The sequence below is a fragment of the Candidatus Photobacterium acropomis genome (assembly GCF_030685555.1).
Taxonomy (GTDB): Bacteria; Pseudomonadota; Gammaproteobacteria; order Enterobacterales; family Vibrionaceae; genus Photobacterium; species Photobacterium lucens.
The window spans coordinates 1244731-1266016 of record NZ_CP131608.1 but is presented as its reverse complement, the minus strand read 5'-3'; the positions used below and the strand labels follow the sequence as shown (position 1 = coordinate 1266016).

The window sequence follows — 21286 nt, the reverse complement described above, 5'->3', positions numbered from 1 at the left end:
ATCACATGATAATTACTTAATTCATCTTTACTAATCAGAAATGTTATAAAGTTGTTTTGAAATACATAAGGTACTAATTTAATATTTTCATTGACGTGTTTCTTCCTCAAAATATCCTACATGCCCATGTACGCACAAATCATGGTAAAGAAAAAGGCGCTCAATGAGCGCCTTTATTATTATATATCGAGTGTAAATCAGGCTTCGCCAATGACCACTAAACAGTTAGGTAATTCGTTTTTAGCCTCTGTAAGTGGATAAGCATTCGCTAATAACTTACTCGATTGCTCTAAGCATTGCAGAAAGCCTTCGTAAGTTTTGCCATCACGCACATTATGGGTAAAGTCGGAGACAATCGAGCTCCATGCTTCATCGCTAATGTGTTCGCTAATGCCGTAATCAGTGATGATTTCAACATAATGCTCAGCTTCACAAACAAAGATCATCACACCTAAATGCTGCTTAGTACGGTGAATGCCGTTGGCAAGAAATTGCTCTCTTGCAACTAAGCTCGCACGACGATGTTTGACGGACTTTGGCACTAGGCGGTATTTAATCGCTGGTATTCTAAATAGCAAAGTAAAGACGATAAAGCCTGCTAATTGACACATTAGAATATCGTTTAGCTCTAACCAAAAAGGTGTGAAGTTGAGTAGGGCAGGGATAAATAATGCAATGATCGCCGCCCATAACGTCGGCACAAAGTAATAATCGTCAGCTTGGGTAGCCACAACGGTCATTAACTCGGCATCGGTTGTTTTCTCAATATCACCAATGGTTTGGCTAATGGTTTCTAGTTGTTCATTTGTAAATAGCTTCACTTACCATCCTCCTGATGCGCCGCCGCCACCAAAGCCGCCACCGCCACCACCAAAGCCGCCACCGCCACCACTAAAGCCGCCGCCGCTGCTGCTTCCACCACCGAAACCACCATTACCACCAGAGTGTGGGAAGTGATTTGATGAACCAAAGCCACCGCTACTAAAAACATCGCCATTACGACGGTAATAGCGTGAACGGTTACTACGACGTCGACTAAAGGCAATGATTTGAATAACAATCACAAACAGAATAAACAAGTAGAGATCGTACGGTGGTTGCTCTTCTTGAATAACGGGTTTGTATTCGCCTTTAATTGCACCAATGATGGCTAATGTGCCTTTTTCGATACCTTGGGCAAAGCGACCAGCTTTAAATTCAGGTTTGATTTCATGGTTAATGATGCTGATTGCGGTTGCGTCAGGCAATGCACCTTCTAAACCGTAACCGACTTCAATTCGGATTTTCTTGTCGTTATAAGCAACAATCAATAACACGCCATTGTCATGTTGCTTGGTGCCAATGCCCCATTTACGCCCCAGTTGATAACCGTAGTCAGCAATAGGGACGCCATTAGTAGAAGGAACAGTCACCACCACTACTTGGTTTGATGAGGTTTTTTCTTCATCAGCAAGCAGCTGTTCTAGCTGCTGCTTTTGCGTGGCATTGAGTATATGCGCTTCATCAACTACTCGACCCGTGAGTTTAGGAAACACGGGTTGAGCAAAGCTAGCATGGCTTATGAATAACAAGAGTCCGGCAAATAACAGGACTTTTTTCATCATTAGAAGGCTACCTTAGGTGCAACATCAGCATTTGGCGTAGTTGCTGAGAAGTTTGGTTTTGCTTTTAGATCGCTGTACATGATCCAGTGCCAAATACGACCAGGGAAGGTGCGGATTTCAGTATTGAATGCTTTTACGCTGTTGATGTAATCGCGACGTGCAACAGCAATACGGTTTTCTGTGCCTTCAAGTTGTGCTTGTAGGGCTACGAATTGCTCGTTTGCTTTTAGATCAGGGTAGCGCTCTGAAACTACCATTAAACGAGACAGCGCACTGCTTAGCTCGCCTTGGGCTGCTTCAAACTTCTTAAATGCTTCAGGGTTATTTAATGTCTCTGGTGTGACTTGCATAGAAGAGACTTTTGAACGCGCTTCAGTCACAGCAGTTAATGTGTCTTTTTCATGGCTTGCATAACCTTTCACGGTCGCAACAAGGTTAGGGATAAGATCTGCACGACGTTGGTAGTTATTTTCTACCTGTGCCCAGTCTGCGTTTACTTGCTCATCAAGTGTCGGGATGGTGTTGATACCACAACCGGTTAATTGAAGAAGTAGAGCAAGGCTAAATACCCATTTCAGCATTTTTGGAAATTTAAACATCAGTATCCCTTATGTTATGTACTGTTTCAGTGATATTTGCTTTGTTTATAGGTAATTGAACAATGCAAAATTGCACTATTCTATACATATTAAGCATAAATAAAACTAAACAAGTGTTATAAATATGTCATTGTTATTTTTAGTATAAAAAATGAAACATCAGCAATATTTATTATTAAGTTACGCTAGATAATGGTTAGTTTTGTTAGGAATGAGATAAATGAAAACAGCTCAAGAAGGGGAAAACTTGAGCTGTTTGGTTGAATTGAAACACTTAGTACGTATGAGCTGTTTTTAGACATCTCTCACATCAAACATAGTCAGCTAAAAACGCATTTACAAATTAAATTGGTTGGTTGACGTTTACTTTTCTTTCTCCAGATCTTATCAACGATATTCTATCCTTGTATTAGTGTTTTGTAGCATATATGAAGCATTTTCTTTTCTGTTCTTTTTCTATATTCATTTGGGCGGGGCGTCATTATTAAGTAGAAGTGTTGAAGCTATGCTGTGGCAGTGTTGTGGTGATCATCAATCATGGTCAGCTTTAGTGCTTCATGTGCTAGAAAAGGAGTCGAACGTGAAGAGTAAGTTGCTAATTATTCCCATCATTCTTCTATTGTCTGCATGTGGCGGTGGTGGGGGCGGTGATGGAGATACCAATACACCTGCTGCGGATAATCCTACAACACCTAATGAACAAACAGTGCCACAAGATGGAACACCATCTGAGCAATTAACTGCATTAGAGGAGTCTGGCAGTATTCCGAAATTGGAAAGAGAGCCAACCTTAACAGGTACTGATGCGGATTCTAATGGTATTAGAGATGATATTGATCAGTATATTGCTGATCATTACACCGGTGCTCAGCAAGTTGCCGCAGCCACACAAGCAGCAAAAGCATTTCAAGAAACTTTAATGGTGGATACCACCGATCCTGCGGCAGTAAAGAGTGCCAATAAAAAGCTATCAGAGGCTGATCACTGTATCTATCAGCAATTTGATGGCAGCAACAATACCCCACAGCCAGCACAAGTGTCCCAAGAGTTAGAAGCGATAACCACGAATACCAAGGAAAGACTGCTCGCTTATCTCGCTTTTGCTAAAGCCTTAGACGGAACGTCGTGGTCCATTCCAGAAGGAGATACTTGTGAATAGTCTTATGCATTATTTTAAATCAACCGCTTATCTTCTTCTTTCTGGTTGTTTACTCAGTTCTACAGTTCATGCTGATGAAAATCATGAGAATAATATTTGTCATAACACAGATGTTGTTATTGCGTTTTTCAATGGGGTGCAAACAACGCCAAGCGGTGCAAACCGTGGTAAAGAAGAATTAAAACGTATCCACGGTGACAAGTCAGAACAAGGTGACGATATTCGTTACGAAGTAATGTACAACTACACCAATGGGTTAGAAGACTTTGCTGAGACGTTTGAGCAGCGTCTACAGGAGCAAGAGCAGCTATTAAATGGTCGTTATGAGCTATTTTTTGAAGCATTACGTGGTGGCGGGACGTGGTGGCAAAATATCACTAATACCATTTCGTCTGCTTCTGATATTTTAGATGCGATAGCAGAGCGAGATAAAGCCGAGCTAATTCAGAAACTCTCATCCCTTTTAGGCGATCCACCATCGATTAATAATTACCAAGAGCATCAAGCCAAAATTGATAACTGGGTATTGAAAGGATTTAAATTACTCTACGTGGCACATTCACAAGGTAATTTATTCGTTAATGAAGCTTATCGCTATACCACCACGAAAGTGGATGCCGAATCTGTAAAAGTCGTTCATATCGCGCCTGCATCACCCATTGTTAATGGCCCACATACCTTGGCAAATTTAGATTTGGTGATTAATGGGTTACGTTTGGTAGGTAACGTCGTGGAAAATACTGATGATATTCCCGGTTACTTATTTAGACCTGCAGGGGTTAATGGCGGAAAAGATATTCTTGGTCATGGCTTGATTGAAATTTATATAAACCAAGGACTAGATATTGCCAATCGAGTGAAAACACACATTAACGACGCTTTAAATACCTTGGTTGCACCGACGGCAACCGCCTCTCAAGGTTTCTTTACCGCTCAACTAACATGGGATGGTACAGGTGATGTGGATTTACATGTTTATGAGCCTAATGGTTCACATGTTTATTATTCCGATTCAAACGGTGATTCTGGCTATTTAGATGTGGATAACACAACATCTTATGGCCCTGAGCATTACTTTGCATCATGTGAGTCCGATAAACTGCAAGTTGGTACTTATAAAGTTTCAGTGGCGAATTACTCGGATGCGGAAGGACGACGTGCGACGGTTCAAATTGACTCTTCACAAAATGGGGTATTAGGAACGAAAGAAGTCACGTTAGGTGCTGAAACGGGCGATGATCCTGCCTATGATCTGTTTAATGTGACAGTCTCTAAAGATGATCAGGGTAAGTACTCGGTTAATTTAAATTAGCTTTGTGGCTGTTGTGGTAACTACAAGGATGTAGTTACTGTTATTACACACTGTAATAGCAGTTATTTGATTGACTTATTTAACTGTGAATAGGAAAAATAGCTTAAGCTTAAATTATGTCATCAGTGCGAAGGAATGTGATGAGTAATTTGTATATTGAAGTGAAAGCAGAGTTAGAGCAAGGCACTGTTGTGAAGGTCGATTCCTCACTGGTTCCCCGTGTTGGCGAGGTAATTGATATATCAGGAGCCAGTAACTCTAAAGCCTTTGGTTTAGTGGTCGTGGTCGAAGTTTATTATAAAATCGTTCATAGCCATCTTGATGCATGGGTGATCGCTAAACGTATTAGTGGCCGATAAATTATTCATTGTTTCTATTTCTCCATCCTTGTTAGTCCATTTCATAAGTCTTAGTCAAAAAAGTCCTATTAATGAAAAAAGTTTTTTCCTCAAAGCACTACGCTTAAAGAAACAACTCATAATGTCATGCTTAGGTGTTGTATGGGGCTATGGTTATTTCTTCAACGATTTACAGTTAAATATTTTTCACGCTTAACTGGGCAAAATATTGTGGTACTGACTGGAATATATATTGCCTTAAGTTGGTTATTACTGTTTCTTGCTGGCGAGCATCAATTAAGCGACTCACTGTCGACGTTTTTCTATTACATCGTTGTGACGGCTTCCACGGTAGGCTATGGCGATCATTCCCCTGAATCGGCATTAGGTAAGTGGGTCGCTGCCTTATTTATTATCCCCGGTGGATTAGGTTTATTTGCCATTGTGGTTGGCAGAGTTGCGACTGTATTTGTCACTGTGTGGCGAAGAGGTTTATTGGGTAAAAGGAGTATCAAAATGGAGCAACATATTTTATTGCTTGGCTGGAATGAAAACAGAACTTTAAGCATGTTACGTATGTTGCTTCACGAAGAGCATGGGCGACGCACCATAGTGTTATGCTCGCGATCTGACATTGAAAACCCGATGCCTGATAAGATCGAATTTGTTCGAGTGAGTAGCTACACCAACGTAGAAGAAATGGCGAGAGCCAGTATTTCCAAAGCCAGTTGTATTATCGTTGATGCACTGCATGATGATATAACACTCACAGCAGCGTTATTTGCTGCAGGACAAAACCCTAATGCCCATTTACTGGCATATTTTGATGATGAAGGGTTAAGCCAGTTATTAAAGTTACACTGCCCGAATGCGGAATGTATTCCTTCTGTCGCCGTTGAAATGTTAGCAAAATCAGCGGTAGATCCAGGCTCAAGTATCTTGCATCAAGAGTTGTTAAGTACCGACAAGGGGATGACGCAATACGCAATTGATTATCCTCACTCACAACAATCGACTACATTTTCTGCATTATTTGAGCATTTTAAACATCGACATGATGCGATTTTGATCGCTTGCGATAGTGGACAAGGTATTCAGGTTAATCCACCGTTATCACTGTCTATTACACCTGAGACGCGGTTGTTTTATATTGCTGATGAACGTGTAAATAACATGACATGGCCTGATGTTTAGTTGACTCATTGTTGTGCAAGTAAGCTTATTCTTGGTGCTTTGCTAGCTATGAGATAATTAAATAACTAATGTTTGGTTTGTAACGTGTTGTTTATTAGGTTTATTTCTTATTTTTTCGATTTGGCATAGTCGCTGCATTAGTCTTAATGCACTTCCACTATAGATGTATGGCATTAGCGCTTATCTCTCCTCGGGGTAGGCGCTTTTTTTTATCTGTGGTGGTAATAGAAAAGAGAAATGGATAGTAAGCGTTTAGCTAATAAAATGCCGTTATAAAAACAGAATACTGTATTTAATAACGGCATTTTGTATGCGAGGAAAACTTATTGGTTCAGTTTTGCTTTTGCTTCTTCTACTTTAGCGAAATCTAAGCCTAATTCTTCAACCGCTTCTTTGATAAGGATTGGGTTCTGCATTACCTGCGCCATTAATGCTTGTAGCTTATCTTGTGGTAAGCCTAGCTGGCTAATTGTTGTCATTGCTGCAAGAGGATTTTGCGTCAACGTTAGGAAGATCTCGTTGATTTGCTCATCGCTGATATTGTTCTCTTTCAACAGTGCAATAATTGGGTTCATCACATTACCTTTCACAACTTAATAAAATAAGCGTTTAGTTTAGCATTTGGCACCATGAGAGTGTACTGAGAACTTTAATGACGCGATGAATTTAGCTTTGAATTTAATGAATTAAATTTCGAGTAAACATAATTGTGAGTTATAACTTTTACATTGCGCTTACATATCCGCAATCAAATGGTTATATGATTGCGTTTAATTGCTTCGCATAAGGATAAATAATGTTCACACCTAAATTGACACTTCAGCGATGGGCCATAGTTGGTACTTGTTTGTTGGCGGTAGTGAGTTGTGCGCAAACGAAAACGACAAGTTCACATAAGCTTCGTCCTGTACTGATAAAGCCGCAGAGCGTCAAGCAACAGCATGGTGAAGTTGGTAAAGCTTCATATTATGCGGACAAATATCAAGGACGTAAAACAGCTAGCGGGCAGCGTTATGACAAGAATAAACGTACAGCAGCCCACCGAACCTTGCCATTTGGTACGCGCGTAAAAGTGACTAATTTAGCCAATAACAAGAGTGTGATCGTGACGATTAATGATCGTGGTCCTTACTCAAAAGGGCGTGTTATCGATCTATCTCGTTCTGCTTTTAGTGCGATAGGTAAGACTTCATCTGGAATACTAAAAGTGAAGGTTGAGACGCTAAATTAAGCCATTTTAGTTTACCGCCATCACCATAACTTAAAGGATACAAAATGATTTTAGAAACACTGCACCATTCAGTTCAAACTGTTTTCGCCAATAAAGTGCGATTAGTGAAAGCCTTATTGATCCCGTTTGTTGTAACGTATTTCCTGCGTTCACTTAAGGTTTCAATGGCTGGTAGCGAACTGTATGAAGAGGTGCTGGTATTTGTATTAAATATTGCGATATTTCTTGTTTCTTCAATCATATGTATGAGAACTCAGCAGATCTTAGATAGCCATGGTAGCGATGATACGCGTTTTTCTCGTTGGCAAGGGATCAGCTTTGATGCTCAGCAACGTCGTTATAGTGCCTATTTGTTTTTAATGTTTGGATTATTGAATGCCATTTGGGCATTGTTTCAGATTGATTATGAATGGGTAAATAACGGAATTTTATATACGTTGTTTCTTGTGCTTGGTGTTGTGGGTTGGGTTATTTTTTCTCGTTTATCTTTTGTATTACCGGCAATTGCTGCTGGGAAAAAAGCTTCATTTCAAGACGCACTGACTATAACGAAAAATAAAAAGCTCTACGCTTTTGTCATCGCAGGCTTGTTACCAGTAGCCTTTTATATGCTGTTTATTGGCTTACCGATTTTCATGTTATTTGCTAATCCTAAGTTCGCCATGAGTCTGAAGTTTATTTACGTATTTATTTGGGGTCTTATTGTTATTGCGATCCCATTTATTATCGCAGCCATTGAAGGAACTGCTTATCGAGAGCTAACAGAGAACTCGGAAGCAACAGAATTAACGTCGATTGAATAAACTACTGCTGTAGGTTTGAATATGTAATAAAAAAAGAGCGCTATCAGCGCTCTTTTTTGGTTATCGTGTTATGACTTTTTTATAGGTCGTCATCAAAGTCGCCGAAGCCACTGTCATCACCACCTAAGAAGCTATCGTCACCGCCACCGAAGCCATTGTTAGCGTAGGTATCATCGTCGCCAAAGCCATTATCATCAGAGCCAAAGCCAGAATCACCGAAACCGCTTTGGTTATCATCAAAACCAGCGTTACCAAATCCACCTGTGTAATCAGAAGTGAAGTTGTTTGCTGTGTTATCAAGGAAGCTACCTTGATCATCAAACGCAGGGTTTGCTACATCATCAGTTGGTACTGATTGATCTGTTGATGTATCTGCTGCAGCTGTATCAGGTGTCGCGTCTTGTGTTGCATCAGCTGTAGGATCTGCGGCAGGCGCTGGATCAGCTGCTGCAGTTTCTGCTGGTTGATCGTGGTCAAATAGCATATTGCTGATCACGCTACCTGCAACCATACCTGCTGCTACACCCGCTGCTGTTTGCATGAAACCACCAAAAGCACTTGGTTGACGAACTGGTGGCTGTGGTGGTTGCGGAGCAGGACGAGAACCACCGAACATGCGGCTTAGTGAGCCACGGTTAGACTCTTCTTTGTAGTACTCAGCGTTCTTTTCTAGGTAATCGTTCTTTTCTTTAAGCTGTTTTAATGCCATTTCTTGCACAAGTACAGCTTGAGTTAATTTGTAGATAGCATCAGGTTGTGATGCGATTTCATCTGCAATGAATTTTTCAGCATCTGCATCTTTTTTGCTTTCTGGGCTTTGTTTGAGCTTAGTAGCAACGCTTTGAATAAGATCTTTTTCTTGTGGAGTCATGGTTTTTACCTTCTCAATACCCTATGTGCAGGGGGGAGCTTTAACTGCTTAGTTGATAATTATATTAATACAACACATCAACCTTGCTGTATAGGTTAGTCTATATTGCATTATTCTCATTATATTCTTGAACAATAGCTGAATAATGCCATATAAGACTTAAATTCAAATAGATTGCGCAGGTAATGTATTACTAAATCTGTAACACATCTAGTACCTGCTACAAGAATTAAATGTGATTATTGTTACTATCTGTAAATGCGGTCGGTAATGATTTTTATCAAGCGCGGTAATAATACGATTTTATGTTTTAGTTTTTAACTTTCTAATAAATAACAAAATTTACCGCAGAATATTATTATCATGTCGCCAATCCATGATCGTCCACTCATTCATTTGGGCATGTAATGCCAATGCAGGATCTGGGTTTACAGCAAAAGGTTTGTTCACGTGTTGTAATAGTGGTAGGTCATTAATGGAATCACTGTAACCATAACTGCTTCTAAATTGATTTGGATGATTATTGAGCCATGACTGTAATCGCTCGATTTTTCCTTGGCGGAAGCTGAGTACGCCATGAGTTTGCCCTGTGTAAACACCATTTATGGTTTCTAGGTTGATCGCAATACTGTTTTCTACTCCTAAATACTTAGCAATAGGTTGCACTAAATGTTCAGCAGAGGCTGAAATGATCAGAATTACGTCTCCTCGCTTTTTGTGCCATTCAATACGGGCTAAAGCATCGGGGTAAATAGCAGGAACAATCTCTGATGCGATGAATGATGACACAAGGCTTTCAATTTCCTGCTGAGTTTTTCCTACCATCGGTGCCAGTGTTGCTTGCATATAATCAGCCATGTCCAATTTACCTTGAGCATAAGCTTTCATCATTGCTTCTTCCTGCTGTTGCAACTCAGCACTGGCTAGATTGTGTTTAACCATGTAAGCGAGCCATAAACTGGCAGAGTCAGCAGCGATTAATGTTTCATCAAGATCGAAAATAGCTAAACAAGGGTGAATGTGACGCTGAGGGTTAAATGACAAATTGAATTCCTTTATCGGCTTTGTAAGTGAGGTGAAGAGTGAGAGTAGGAGGAGGAAATGACATTTTAGTGTCGCAATCATGTATTTTTTACTAATTCATGATCACGACAATAGGTAGAGATAAATGAGTCTGGTGATTCGCTGAGTTACTGATTAAAACAAGCTTTCTTGGATCAGTTTATTGTTGAGGTATTTGCATTGATGATGTTCTGGAGGTTGATCATCAAACTCTTTTTTCATCGTAAAAGGTGTACCTTTAGAAAAGTACCAAAAGTATTTTTCTAACTCTTTGTCAAAATGATCTTCATTACAGTGTGGTGCTGGTGCGAAGAAGGCTAACGTCACTGTTTTATTTTTACTTGAATGAATGAAACTACGCTCAAAACCATGAAAGCCGAACTCTTTATAATCAGGAGTCGGAAGTCCTCCTGGAACTAAGTGTGAAGGGATTGTGATCGTGACACTTGTCATACTCATCGCGTCAACTCCATTGATTATTGATGTTAAGTATACTCTACCGAAAAAAATTCAAGATCACTATATAAATAATCAATTGCTTAATTGGTATAAGTGGTTGATATAAATGAATTATTGTCAGGAAGAAGTAAAATTGTGATCGCCTTATCTAATTTGAATCGAAAAAGAGAATTTTTCTGCTACTAGTCTACAGTGGGCTTAAGGTTATTCTTCTATAGAAAAGGTATTATGAAATATTCAAAGCTTACATCATCAATCATGTTACTGCTTTCTGCGGCTTCTACTGCGGTATATGCATCATCTGATTCTGACTCTAAAACAACGATTTTCTATGGTGGTCCAATCATTACTATGGAAAAAGCACAACCGAGTGCTGAAGCTGTTGTGACTAGTGAGTTTGGTAAAATTGTTTATGTAGGCTCTGAAAAAGAGGCGCTAAAACAATACCCTGACTCTAAGAAAGTAGATTTAGACGATAAAGTGCTAATGCCGGGCTTTATTGAGCAACACGTACATCCATTCCTTGCTGCACTGACACTAAACATGCCTGTTATTGCACCGGAAGAATGGAAGTTACCTAATCAAACGTGGCCTGCCGTTACGAATCACGATGATTATATTGCAGCGTTAAAAGCACAAGAGAAAGCACTGAAAGATCCTAACGAAGTGCTATGGACATGGGGCTTTAATAACTTTTTTCATGGTAAGTTATCTCGTCAAGAATTAGATAAAATTTCAGACACTCGTCCTATTGGTGTGTGGCACCGTTCAGCGCATGAGTTTTATGTTAACTCGGCATTTATTAAAAAGTTTGGTCTAAATCAAGCTGATATTGATAAGTTAGGTAAAGAAGTTGCGGATCAGGCAAACCTTGAACAAGGTCACTTCTATGAAGGTGGTGCACTGATTTATTTATTACCTCGCATAGCACCTGAGTTAGCAAATAAAGAACGTTTTGAAGCGGGCCTAAAGCAAATGGTAACCATGTTGCATCAGAAAGGTGTAACGGCTTACAACGAGCCTGGCGCATTTATTCCTGACTATATGATTGATACATATCTAGATATTTTAGGTAATAAATCGACGCCAATGTATTCTTACTTTACTCCTGAAAGTAAAACACCGTTCATTGCTAAGGGTAAAGAGGGCGTATTACAAGAAGTTAAACGGATCACAACGACCTTACCTGAAGAAGGTAAAGTGCGTTACTTTGATGACCAAATCAAATTACTGTTTGATGGTGCAATTATTTCTCAGTTAATGAAAATGAAAGATGGTTATACCGATGGTCACCATGGTGAGTGGATTCAAACACCGGAAGATGTGGAAACTATCACTAAGATTTTCTGGGATAATGACTATCAAATCTTAGTACATGTGAATGGTGATGAAGGTGTTGAAAAACTGATTAAGATCCTAGAAAAACGTCAGGCTGAATACCCACGTAAAGATCACCGTTTTACTATTGTTCACTTTGCAAACTCAACTGACGAGCAAGTGGCTAAGCTGAAGAAGTTAGGTGCGATAATCAGTGTTAACCCATATTACGTAACTGGCTTTAGTGAAAAGTTTGGTGAGGTTGGTTTAGGTAAAGAGCGTGCACATGCCATGGTTCGTTTAGGCACCATTGAGAAAGAGGGGATCTCCGTATCTCTGCACTCCGATGCGCCAATGGCACCGTCGGATCCTCTATTGTTAGCATGGAGTGCGGCAACGCGTATTACCAATGAAGGAACCGTTGTTCGCCCTGATTTGGTGTTATCACGTGATGCAGCGTTACGTGGTATCACGATTGAAGCCGCATACTCTTGGGGCGAAGAAGACCGTCTAGGTAGTATTAAAACAGGTAAAGTGGCTAACTTTACTATCCTAGAGCAAGACCCGTATAAGGTAGATCTGAAGAAGCTAAAAGATATTCCAATTTACGGTACGGTTTTCGAAGGAAAAGTATTCCCAATTGATAAGTAATATCTGCCAATAAAACTAAAAACGCCTATGCAGCAATGCTGAATAGGCGTTTTTCTTTAGGTAGGAAAAGAGATTAGTCTTTAACCCATTGATCGTTTACTTTTTTCAAAGAAACGTCTTCAGAGATCGTATCAACCACTTGACCTGCTTTGAAGTTACCGTATTTTGCGCCGTAAGCAACAACCATAACTTCAGCTGATAGGTTGTTCTTCAAGCTGTTAAGCGCTGAACCTAAATCATCTTTAGTTTGGTTTGCCGCATTGTTTTCTTGTGCTGGCTGCTCGGCAACTTTGCGCATTGACGCTTTAAATTCATCTAAGCTCTTGGTTGCAACAAGATCATAAGTCACTTTCGCTTTATAGTCAGTTTTTGTATCAAGTAATACTTTGTCGATCTTTAAGTTTTTAACTTCAAATGGTGTTGTGTCAGCAGTTATACCAAGATTAGGCTGTTCGTATTGGCTTGATTGAACAACATTACTGATTGTTGATTCGTCTACTTTATCGCTACATCCTGCAAGAAGTAATGATGATGCAATGGCTGCCGCTAAAACAATCTTTTTCATTTATAACGCTCTTTAAACGATGAAATATGCCATATTTTATACCCCTTGTATGACAAAGGGGCAAGCCTGTACTTGCAAATCTTTCCTAATGCTAACAATTGAATAATAAGCTAGATACTTGTATTAACTTATTGCATCTATTCAATATTTTATTTTGTTACATCTTGGTTGATTCATGTTATATCTACTCATTAACGCATGTGGTTGAGCTACGGCGTTGATCAAATGCGGTTATTGTATACTTTTTACATTAGTATCGATTCTCTTAATCGAGAATTTCATTATTGATTAATTAGTTACACTTAAGTGAGATAAGAAGCGTTGTAAAGGTAGTGTAGGATTTACTTCTAAGTATGGTGTTTGGGCTAGGACTTGATAACAAGAACTAGTGCAAATCAGTTAGTTAAACGTAATTTATCAAGCATGATTTATTCGTTCATGCTGCGGTTCATGTAATGATGAAGAATATGAAATTGAAGTCTATTTTACTGTTGTGTAGCGCAACAAGTGTATTTTGTGCTTCACATGCTTTTGCTGATCCCATTGATGATGCACCAGAAGTGATAAGTGTTCCAAAGGCGATGAAAATTCTGGAAAAAGAAGGATATTACGATTTTCGTAAAATTAAAGTTGTGAGGGAATACAATGAGATTGCAGTTGATGCGAGAAATAAGGATGGGCATCGCGTTGAACTTGAATTGGATTTGTATACTGGTGAAGTGGTACAAGAACAATTAGATTAGCGATAAAAACGGCGACGAGATCATGAGATCGCACCGCCTGATTAATAAAGAGTGTGTTTAGTCGTGATCATCGTAATAAAAACGGCCTTCGAGTGAATAAGGATCGTTTTGATCATATAAATTATGGTGCCCACGTAATTTTTTGAGTTGTTTTTCGAGGGCTCTGGCCTGTTCGAAATGACCTTCCTGATAGGCAATCGATATTTTTTGCTCGATATCTTCAATTCTATCTTGGTTATTCATCTTCAGTCCTCCATCAAATCATTACTTATGCCACGATGAATGGCTGCTCATAGCAGCTGACTTTATAATTTTATACTAAAACCAGCATGTTCATCTGGGTATGGGGCATTTTTAGTGCTGTGAAGTAATAAATATGGCGATAAAAGTTGCTCTGAAAAGAGGGAGAGTTCCAGAATAAATACATATTATTCTGATGTTTGCATTTTTTAATGTAATGTAAAAATAATGTGATATATTTGATTTGTTGATGATTTTAATGTTTTTGATAGAGACATGAGTAAAAAATAGAAGATACGTCTTTAAGTGTTCCAATTAAAATTTCAATCATTTCACTCCTATTATGGTATTGACTAAAAGTGTGGCCGCTGATTATCAATATCGTTGTTATTCTCGTTACAAGCAGCTGTTTATCGCTTTGCATTAGTAACAAGCCCGAGTTGCTCGGGCTTTCTTATCTATCAACTAACAAGATTGTTGGACGCAGTTTCGTCCTGCATTTTTTGCTTCATATAAAGCATTATCAGCGAGCTTCAAGACATTTTCGGGCTCATGCTCGATATAATTCTCAGCAACTCCAATACTGACAGTTACCTTGACCGATTTGGATTTTTTACGTTGTCCACGTTCTTTCGTGCCAGCACGATCACTACTTGGTCGATTTTCTTGATCACGAATGATCATTTTATATTTGGCAATTTTTTCTCGTAACTCTTCTAGTAAAGGCAAACATTGTTCAATGGTTTTACCTTTAAATAAAATCGTGAATTCTTCGCCACCATAGCGGAATGCTTTACCACCACCATCTATTTCTTTTAAAAGGCTGGCAACAAGCTTTAGAACATCATCACCGGTTTCGTGGCCGTATTTATCATTAAACTTTTTAAAGTGATCGACATCGATCATCGCTAAGGTAAATGTTCTACCTAGATGTTTGAGTTCATTATCAAGTGCTCTACGTCCTGGAATTTCAGTCAGTTGATCAATAAAAGCAAGTTCATGGCTACAACTAATGATGTTAATTAATAGCAATAGAGCAACGATGCTAAAAGCAACGCTGGAGATAAAGGGATAGTGGAAAAAGGTAAAGGTGAGAAAGCTAAACAGTAAACAAATGAACACTGCTTGATCTGAGCTATGATTACGTTTCAGGATCGTAGAAGCACTGCTACACGTTAGCGCTAAATTTAATACTAATAAGATCAAAGGCAAAGGAGATAAATTGCGATAGGCAAATAGGTAGATATCCCACCAAGCTGTTAGATCTGAACTTTTGAAATGATAATAAACGAGTGCAGCCCAACCAATTTGTAGCAATAAAAAAACTGCAAATAATGCGCCAAAGCGAGAGAACAGGCGTTTGTCAGGCATGATATGTACTTGCAGAAGATTAAACGGTAGTAACCCTGCTAGTAAGCTGAAAACAAGTTTAATTTCGTCATTGGTGAGAGGAGATTGTAATTGGTTGATGATGATGGTGTATGCCACCAACATGATAAGAGCGACGAAACCAGTTCTACTTTGATTAAATGGCTGGCTAAGAAAGATAACAACAGAAAATAGAATGTAAGGGATATTAACAAGCAAATTTTGATAGTTTGCGAGTGTGGCAGTACAGAATGGTAAAGCAATGAGCATTAAGGTTGCAATCGTCAGCGGGATCAGCAACCGCATGCCAGCAGAACGAAAGTGTGAAAAAAAGAGCATGAATCTAAAACCTTAATTAAGAATAAATACGAATACCAGTGAGCTAATATAAGCTGAAAATCTATCGTATTTGTAATCTTCCATGAATGAGTAGCCGTTACAACCCGTTATTGTAGTTATATCGGCTACCACATCAATAACTTAAGTTACTGATCTTTATTTAAATAAGGAAACAGTGTTTTAATTTGCTCTTCGGTTAAATTTTCAACACATTCAATATTACGTTCAGGTATCGCTTCAGGATCTGGGTAATGCTTTAAGACTTTTTCCATACTATCTTCACGGATCAGGTGAAAAACAGGATACGGAGAGCGGTTAGTGAGGTTTTCTGCATCATCCGGTTCTGTTCCATAGAAGCAGTAATTAGGGTGGAAACTAGCAATTTGATAGACACCACTTTTACCTAATTGAACGACGAGCCCTTCAACAAGATCTAAGAACTGATTGTAATCATCAAATTCTTCAAACAGGTAAGGGGCAACGACTAAAGTGGTTTCTAATTCAGAAACTGGTGTTTCATCCAGCTCTTTCAGCTGGAGATAGATTGATTCTAGTAAATCATTTTCAGTTGTATCGGTACTAACAAATATTTTGATCTGCTTGTTACGTTGCGGTTTAGCGGCAAAAGGGCAGAGGTTGAGACCGATCACTACATCGTTTAACCATTGTTCAACGGCTTTTTCAATCTCGTTGATCTGTTGAGTATTCTGTTTTCTTGTTGAGTTCATGGACTGACTTTCCAATATTTTTATTATAAAAAAGGCCAGCAAAGGCTGGCCTTTTGAGAGGTTAATAACGATTATGCTTTAACTTCTTCTTTATTTTCTTCTGTAACAGATGCATCAGTATTCTCTGTCGCTTCTGGTGCAGGGAATTGCTTTACAGGTTTTGCAATTAGCTGGCGAGTTGCACTGCGAATTTCAGCCAATGTAACATCGAAAGTGTCACCTAGTTGGTACTCTTTCACACCATCAATCGTAATAATACCAAGCTCACCGCTACAGCTGATACGCTCTTTGTTATCTAAGATTAATGGGCTTGGAATAAACGCAGATGCACCGTTTTCAAGTAGACGTACACGCATACCTGCACGGTTGATATCAAATACTTCAGCGTTAAAAACTGTTGCATTTTTCACTGCATCTTTTAATAGACGCACATATAACCAATCAGACACGTCACGCTCTGCCATACGGTGATGACGACGGTGTAGTGCAATTTCATCACCCACATTATCATCAGGTTTTTGGCTTGGCTCATTACCTGTGATTAATGCTTTTAATAGGCGGTGGTTGATCATATCGCCGTACTTACGAATAGGTGATGTCCAAGTTGCGTAAACATCTAGACCCATTGCATAGTGAGGAGCAGGCGTATTGGCAACTTCACTGTAAGCTTGGAACTTACGTAGACGGTTATCTAGGTAAGTTGTATCAAGAGTATTTAACCAGCGACGTAGAGCACTGAATCCTTCTAGCTCAAGTAGCTGTTCTTTATCGAATGGTGCTTGAGCCTCTGTTAGGAATTCCATTGCAGTATCCAGTTTTTCTGGATTGAAACCGCTATGAACGTTAAACACACCTGTGCCGAATTTCTCTTGTAGCGCACGACCAGCACAAATGTTTGCAGTGATCATGGCTTCTTCGATCATACGGTTTGCTGTGCGACGTGCATCGGTATGAATGGCAATAACGTCGTTATCGTCGCTTAGTTCAAAGCGGTAATCTGGACGGTCTGGGAAGACAACTGCATTCTCTTTACGCCACTTGCTACGCGCATCAGCAAATGCATGTAGTGTACGAACTTGTGCTTCAATGATGTCGTTTGGTGCCCAGTTTTCAGTGCTACCGTTTTCAAGGAAATCAGACACATTATCGTAAGATAGACGACCTTGAGACTTAATCCATGCTGCGAAAAATTTGATGTTATCTTGGATAATGCCATCTTTATCGACAGTTACACGACAACAAATAGCTGGACGCTTTTCGTTTTCGATCAGTGAACATAGCTCATCACTGAGTTCACGGGGTAGCATTGGGATATTACGACCAGGTAGGTAGATAGTAAAACCACGTTCACGTGCTTCATCATCCATCTTATCGCCAACAGCAATGTAAGAGGTTGGGTCGGCAATCGCAATGGTGATATCAAAACTACCGTCATCATTAGCAACGGTGTAGATTGCATCATCCATATCTTTCGTTGATTCACCATCAATAGTGATAAACGGTAAATCAGTGAGATCTTGGCGCTCAAGACCTTCATCTAACATATTCCAGCTTTCTTGTGGTGCTGGCTCTGCGTTAGGAAGGTTGTGATGTGCAAGCGTTACCCACCAAGGTGCAATCTTATCGTTGCTATCGGTGATTTTTTCTTTGATATCGCAGAAGAAAGTCTTGTTGTTATCAACAAGAGGGTGGCGAGTTAGGTAAGCCACAACCCAGTCACCTTCTTTTAGTGACTCTGGATTTAGTCCTTTAACTGCTTTTGCTTTAATCGCTTCTTTTAACTGAGGATGATCAGGCACAACGTGCAGACGATCACGAATAAGTTTTACACGACCAATGAAACGAGTGATGGATTGTTCAATCAACTCTTGTGGCTCTGCCACTTCACGTTCTTTTTCTGTACGGATAACTGCCATAACACGGTCACCGTGCATGACATTTTTCATGTATGCAGGCGGAACGAAAAAGCTTTCTTTATTATCAGTTTCTAGAAAGCCAAAACCACGATCAGTCGCTTTGATATTACCTTCCTTTTTAGGAAGTGTTTCTTGAATTTGCTTTTTAAGCTGTGCTAACAGCGGATTATCTTGAAACATTATGCCTGGTCTCAGATTAGTAACGCTGACACTATACTTTTTTGGGTTGATAAAACCAATATTTGGCTAATGAAATTTTACGTTAACCTTGATAACAGGATAAGCCATTAGCAAATAGAAGAATGAAATTATCATGGTGAAGGGAGTTTTATGGTTATTCGAAAATATAAGAGAAAATGTAATAATATGAAAAAATAAGCTTTGTGATTAATAATCATGATAGATGAATGTTTTGCCGCATTTAGTATGTCGAAAGACTGTTTTGAAAAGTATTGAATTCTGTGTGCTATATTTATTTTTTATAAAATTCAATTGTTTATTGTGTTTTTATTAGTTAGGGTTCTAAAGTTGTAAATAGGCTGCATTTTCATCAATTATCAAAAAAATAAAATTAATAATAAGAAAAGGAAATACTAGGTAGGGGATTAGGAAGGGTACAATATAAAAACACTTTTATTGTAGTTTAACCTTAGTTTAATGCATGTATTGCAAGTGTTTACAATGACATAGTGAATATAAGCGTCGCTTTATAAAGCAGTGTGTTTGTCTGTTGCACTAATTGTTCAATAAATGGTTGCTTGGTCGGTGTTTTGTGACGTTCCTCAATTTTTTCTGGCTTTTTATCAAGTATTAGCGCACAATGCGTTCCCTATTAGTCGAGGCCCGTGCTTGAGGTTGCTGTTGCAGAACCCTTGGTAGCAAAGGGGCCCCGTTTTTAAGTTGATCATATATTGGGATCCCAATGCAAGAAACTGTTACAGAATTTCGCCAACTAGACTTGGCCGACACACTATTATCTGCACTAGACAACATGGGCTTTGTTGCTCCTACGCCTATTCAGGCTGCATCTATTCCTCTTCTATTAACAGGTGTTGATGCTTTAGGTAAAGCACAAACTGGTACAGGTAAAACAGCAGCTTTCTCACTTCCAGTTCTAAATAAAGTAAACCTATCTCAGCATAAACCTCAAGCAATTGTTATGGCTCCAACACGTGAGCTTGCGATTCAGGTTGCCGCTGAAATGAAAACGCTTGGTCAAAACATCCAAGGTCTTAAAGTTCTTGAGATCTACGGTGGTGCATCAATCGTTGATCAAATGCGCGCACTAAAAAATGGTGCACACATTGTAGTTGGTACTCCTGGTCGTGTTAAAGACCTTATCTCTCGTAAGCAACTTCACCTAGACGAAGTACACACTTTCGTTCTTGATGAAGCTGATGAAATGCTGAAGATGGGCTTCGTTGACGACGTAACTTGGATCATGGAACAAGCACCAGAAAGTGCACAGCGTGTACTATTCTCTGCAACTATGCCTCCAATCGTTAAAGAAATCGTTGACCGCTTCCTACGTAACCCTGAGCGTATTGACGTTGCTGGTGAAAACCGCACTGTTTCTAAAGTAGAGCAGCAGTTCTGGGTTGTTAAAGGCGTAGAGAAAGACGAAGCAATGAGCCGTCTTCTTGAAACCGAAGATACAGATGCTTCAATCGTATTCGTACGTACTCGTCAAGATACTGAGCGCCTAGCTGATTGGCTATGTTCTCGTGGCTTTAAAGCTGCGGCACTTCACGGTGATATTCCTCAGTCTCTACGTGAGCGTACTGTTGATCACATCAAACGCGGCGTGATTGATATCCTAGTTGCAACTGACGTTGTTGCTCGTGGTCTTGATGTGCCACGTATTACACACGTATTTAACTACGATATCCCATTTGATGTTGAATCATACATCCACCGTATCGGTCGTACAGGTCGTGCAGGACGTACAGGTAAAGCGATCCTACTAGTTCGCACTAACCAAATCCGTATGCTACGTACTATTGAGCGTGTAACTAAGTCTCGTATGGAAGAAATCCAACTTCCTCTACGCGATGTGGTTGCAGCAGCTCGTCTAAGCCGTTTAGGTGAAGAGTTACAAGCTCAGAAAGAACAAACTAACGTTGATGCATTCGTTGAGCTTGTTGAAAAACTACAAGAGTCAATTGAAGTTGATGCAGCAACACTAGCCGCTATGCTTCTTCAGCGTCAGCAAGGTAACCGTCCTTTATTCTACAAAGGTCCAGATCCAATGATCGCTGCTATTGAGCGTGAAGCACAACGTCGTGAGCGTCGTGGTAACGATCGCGACCGTGGCGAACGTCGTGATCGTGGCGAGCGTCGTTCATTCAACAGTGCTGACTGGGATACGTACCAGTTACAAGTTGGTCGTGAGCAAGGTGTTCAGGTTAAAGACATCGTAGGTGCTATCGCTAACGAGCTTGGCCTAAGCAAAGAGTTCATTGGTGCAATTAAACTTGCTCCAACGCATACTTTCGTTCAACTTCCTAAGAAGATGACTGCAGAAGTTTCAGCTCAGCTTAAGAAACTACGTATCCGTCAAAACGAAGTTAAAGCTGTAGTTGTTGAAGGTGAAGTACTTCGCGAACACCGTCCTCGTGGTGGCAACCGTGATAACAACCGTGGTGGTTACCGTGGTAACCGCGACAATAACCGCGGTGGTGAGCGTCGTTTCGACCGTAACCGTGGTAATGATAACCGTGGTGGTTACCGTGGTAATCGTGATGGTGCTCCTCGTGGTGACCGTAAGCCTCGCTCAGAAGCATAATC

21 protein-coding genes are annotated in these 21286 nt (G+C 39.8%); 9 read left to right on the top strand and 12 right to left on the bottom strand.

Annotated features, from left to right (window positions below):
• Positions 1–197: 197 nt before the first annotated feature.
• The 3 genes from Q7657_RS05720 to Q7657_RS05710 are packed head-to-tail and all read right to left on the bottom strand — an operon-like array spanning position 198 to position 2203.
• Positions 198–821, bottom strand: a complete 624-nt coding sequence (locus tag Q7657_RS05720) for a TPM domain-containing protein (protein ID WP_008989083.1) — start codon at positions 819–821, stop codon at positions 198–200.
• Positions 822–1604, bottom strand: a complete 783-nt coding sequence (locus Q7657_RS05715) for a TPM domain-containing protein (RefSeq protein ID WP_107166224.1) — start codon at positions 1602–1604, stop codon at positions 822–824. It lies immediately after the preceding gene.
• A complete protein-coding gene (locus Q7657_RS05710) occupies positions 1604–2203 on the bottom strand; it encodes a LemA family protein (RefSeq protein WP_045065740.1) in 600 nt (199 codons plus the stop codon). Before Q7657_RS05710 ends, Q7657_RS05715 begins: the two co-directional genes overlap by 1 nt.
• A gap of 580 nt (positions 2204–2783) precedes the next feature.
• Between Q7657_RS05710 and Q7657_RS05705 the strand changes: the two genes are divergently transcribed.
• The 4 genes from Q7657_RS05705 (at position 2784) to Q7657_RS05690 (ending at position 6206) form a co-directional block, all read left to right on the top strand.
• Positions 2784–3362 carry a hypothetical protein gene (locus Q7657_RS05705; RefSeq protein WP_107166223.1) on the top strand — a complete coding sequence of 193 codons (579 nt, stop codon included), beginning with the start codon at positions 2784–2786 and terminating at the stop codon, positions 3360–3362.
• Positions 3355–4674 carry a DUF2135 domain-containing protein gene (locus tag Q7657_RS05700; protein ID WP_258178262.1) on the top strand — a complete coding sequence of 440 codons (1320 nt, stop codon included), beginning with the start codon at positions 3355–3357 and terminating at the stop codon, positions 4672–4674. The genes Q7657_RS05705 and Q7657_RS05700 overlap by 8 nt, the downstream gene beginning before the upstream one ends.
• Positions 4675–4814: 140 nt before the next feature.
• Positions 4815–5033: a hypothetical protein gene (locus Q7657_RS05695; RefSeq protein ID WP_053989263.1), complete on the top strand. Its 219-nt coding sequence runs from the start codon at positions 4815–4817 to the stop codon at positions 5031–5033.
• 141 nt (positions 5034–5174) lie between these two features.
• Complete coding sequence (locus Q7657_RS05690) at positions 5175–6206, top strand: potassium channel family protein (protein ID WP_053989262.1); 1032 nt, start codon at positions 5175–5177, stop codon at positions 6204–6206.
• A 323-nt stretch (positions 6207–6529) separates the two neighbouring features.
• Here the strand turns inward: Q7657_RS05690 and Q7657_RS05685 are convergent, their stop codons facing one another.
• A complete protein-coding gene (locus tag Q7657_RS05685; protein WP_053989261.1) occupies positions 6530–6781 on the bottom strand; it encodes a DUF2999 family protein in 252 nt (83 codons plus the stop codon).
• A gap of 221 nt (positions 6782–7002) precedes the next feature.
• On the opposite strand from Q7657_RS05685, the gene Q7657_RS05680 reads away from it, so the two are divergent.
• Both Q7657_RS05680 and Q7657_RS05675 read left to right on the top strand, forming a co-directional pair.
• Positions 7003–7437 (top strand): septal ring lytic transglycosylase RlpA family protein, encoded by a 435-nt coding sequence (locus tag Q7657_RS05680; protein ID WP_107166222.1) that lies wholly within the window; start codon positions 7003–7005, stop codon positions 7435–7437.
• Positions 7438–7481: 44 nt separating this feature from the next.
• Positions 7482–8240 (top strand): hypothetical protein, encoded by a 759-nt coding sequence (locus tag Q7657_RS05675; RefSeq protein ID WP_107166221.1) that lies wholly within the window; start codon positions 7482–7484, stop codon positions 8238–8240.
• A 79-nt stretch (positions 8241–8319) separates the two neighbouring features.
• Here Q7657_RS05675 and Q7657_RS05670 read toward each other — a convergent pair whose 3' ends face one another.
• The 3 genes from Q7657_RS05670 to Q7657_RS05660 all read right to left on the bottom strand — a co-directional run bounded on the left by Q7657_RS05670 (position 8320) and on the right by Q7657_RS05660 (position 10632).
• Positions 8320–9111, bottom strand: a complete 792-nt coding sequence (locus Q7657_RS05670; RefSeq protein WP_107166220.1) for a DUF2076 domain-containing protein — start codon at positions 9109–9111, stop codon at positions 8320–8322.
• Between the two features lie 342 nt (positions 9112–9453).
• Positions 9454–10155 carry an HAD family hydrolase gene (locus Q7657_RS05665; RefSeq protein ID WP_107166219.1) on the bottom strand — a complete coding sequence of 234 codons (702 nt, stop codon included), beginning with the start codon at positions 10153–10155 and terminating at the stop codon, positions 9454–9456.
• 153 nt (positions 10156–10308) lie between these two features.
• Positions 10309–10632: a hypothetical protein gene (locus Q7657_RS05660; protein WP_107166218.1), complete on the bottom strand. Its 324-nt coding sequence runs from the start codon at positions 10630–10632 to the stop codon at positions 10309–10311.
• A 228-nt stretch (positions 10633–10860) separates the two neighbouring features.
• On the opposite strand from Q7657_RS05660, the gene Q7657_RS05655 reads away from it, so the two are divergent.
• Positions 10861–12600: an amidohydrolase gene (locus tag Q7657_RS05655; protein WP_107166217.1), complete on the top strand. Its 1740-nt coding sequence runs from the start codon at positions 10861–10863 to the stop codon at positions 12598–12600.
• Positions 12601–12673: 73 nt separating this feature from the next.
• Here the strand turns inward: Q7657_RS05655 and Q7657_RS05650 are convergent, their stop codons facing one another.
• Positions 12674–13165, bottom strand: coding sequence for a hypothetical protein (locus Q7657_RS05650; protein WP_053989254.1), 492 nt, complete (start codon positions 13163–13165; stop codon positions 12674–12676).
• A gap of 455 nt (positions 13166–13620) precedes the next feature.
• On the opposite strand from Q7657_RS05650, the gene Q7657_RS05645 reads away from it, so the two are divergent.
• Positions 13621–13908, top strand: a complete 288-nt coding sequence (locus tag Q7657_RS05645) for a PepSY domain-containing protein (protein WP_237760348.1) — start codon at positions 13621–13623, stop codon at positions 13906–13908.
• A 57-nt stretch (positions 13909–13965) separates the two neighbouring features.
• Here Q7657_RS05645 and Q7657_RS05640 read toward each other — a convergent pair whose 3' ends face one another.
• The 4 genes from Q7657_RS05640 to Q7657_RS05625 all read right to left on the bottom strand — a co-directional run bounded on the left by Q7657_RS05640 (position 13966) and on the right by Q7657_RS05625 (position 18679).
• Positions 13966–14151: a hypothetical protein gene (locus Q7657_RS05640; RefSeq protein WP_053989252.1), complete on the bottom strand. Its 186-nt coding sequence runs from the start codon at positions 14149–14151 to the stop codon at positions 13966–13968.
• 462 nt (positions 14152–14613) lie between these two features.
• Positions 14614–15855 (bottom strand): GGDEF domain-containing protein, encoded by a 1242-nt coding sequence (locus Q7657_RS05635; RefSeq protein ID WP_107166216.1) that lies wholly within the window; start codon positions 15853–15855, stop codon positions 14614–14616.
• 146 nt (positions 15856–16001) lie between these two features.
• Positions 16002–16583 (bottom strand): DUF1415 domain-containing protein, encoded by a 582-nt coding sequence (locus tag Q7657_RS05630; protein ID WP_181319856.1) that lies wholly within the window; start codon positions 16581–16583, stop codon positions 16002–16004.
• 71 nt (positions 16584–16654) lie between these two features.
• Positions 16655–18679, bottom strand: coding sequence for an exoribonuclease II (locus Q7657_RS05625; RefSeq protein WP_107166215.1), 2025 nt, complete (start codon positions 18677–18679; stop codon positions 16655–16657).
• Positions 18680–19421: 742 nt separating this feature from the next.
• On the opposite strand from Q7657_RS05625, the gene Q7657_RS05620 reads away from it, so the two are divergent.
• A complete protein-coding gene (locus tag Q7657_RS05620; RefSeq protein ID WP_107166214.1) occupies positions 19422–21284 on the top strand; it encodes a DEAD/DEAH box helicase in 1863 nt (620 codons plus the stop codon).
• The last annotated feature ends 2 nt before the right edge of the window (positions 21285–21286 follow it).

Excerpts from the sequence above, each read along its gene's own strand:
- Q7657_RS05715 (WP_107166224.1), bottom strand. The coding sequence starts at position 1,604 with ATGATGAAAAAAGTCCTGTTATTTGCCGGACTCTTGTTATTCATAAGC.
- Q7657_RS05710 (WP_045065740.1), bottom strand. The coding sequence starts at position 2,203 with ATGTTTAAATTTCCAAAAATGCTGAAATGGGTATTTAGCCTTGCTCTA.
- Q7657_RS05695 (WP_053989263.1), top strand. The coding sequence starts at position 4,815 with ATGAGTAATTTGTATATTGAAGTGAAAGCAGAGTTAGAGCAAGGCACT.
- Q7657_RS05690 (WP_053989262.1), top strand. The coding sequence starts at position 5,175 with ATGGGGCTATGGTTATTTCTTCAACGATTTACAGTTAAATATTTTTCA.
- Q7657_RS05685 (WP_053989261.1), bottom strand. The coding sequence starts at position 6,781 with ATGAACCCAATTATTGCACTGTTGAAAGAGAACAATATCAGCGATGAG.
- Q7657_RS05680 (WP_107166222.1), top strand. The coding sequence starts at position 7,003 with ATGTTCACACCTAAATTGACACTTCAGCGATGGGCCATAGTTGGTACT.
- Q7657_RS05675 (WP_107166221.1), top strand. The coding sequence starts at position 7,482 with ATGATTTTAGAAACACTGCACCATTCAGTTCAAACTGTTTTCGCCAAT.
- Q7657_RS05670 (WP_107166220.1), bottom strand. The coding sequence starts at position 9,111 with ATGACTCCACAAGAAAAAGATCTTATTCAAAGCGTTGCTACTAAGCTC.
- Q7657_RS05660 (WP_107166218.1), bottom strand. The coding sequence starts at position 10,632 with ATGAGTATGACAAGTGTCACGATCACAATCCCTTCACACTTAGTTCCA.
- Q7657_RS05655 (WP_107166217.1), top strand. The coding sequence starts at position 10,861 with ATGAAATATTCAAAGCTTACATCATCAATCATGTTACTGCTTTCTGCG.
- Q7657_RS05650 (WP_053989254.1), bottom strand. The coding sequence starts at position 13,165 with ATGAAAAAGATTGTTTTAGCGGCAGCCATTGCATCATCATTACTTCTT.
- Q7657_RS05645 (WP_237760348.1), top strand. The coding sequence starts at position 13,621 with ATGATGAAGAATATGAAATTGAAGTCTATTTTACTGTTGTGTAGCGCA.
- Q7657_RS05640 (WP_053989252.1), bottom strand. The coding sequence starts at position 14,151 with ATGAATAACCAAGATAGAATTGAAGATATCGAGCAAAAAATATCGATT.
- Q7657_RS05635 (WP_107166216.1), bottom strand. The coding sequence starts at position 15,855 with ATGCTCTTTTTTTCACACTTTCGTTCTGCTGGCATGCGGTTGCTGATC.
- Q7657_RS05630 (WP_181319856.1), bottom strand. The coding sequence starts at position 16,583 with ATGAACTCAACAAGAAAACAGAATACTCAACAGATCAACGAGATTGAA.
- Q7657_RS05625 (WP_107166215.1), bottom strand. The coding sequence starts at position 18,679 with ATGTTTCAAGATAATCCGCTGTTAGCACAGCTTAAAAAGCAAATTCAA.
- Q7657_RS05620 (WP_107166214.1), top strand. The coding sequence starts at position 19,422 with ATGCAAGAAACTGTTACAGAATTTCGCCAACTAGACTTGGCCGACACA.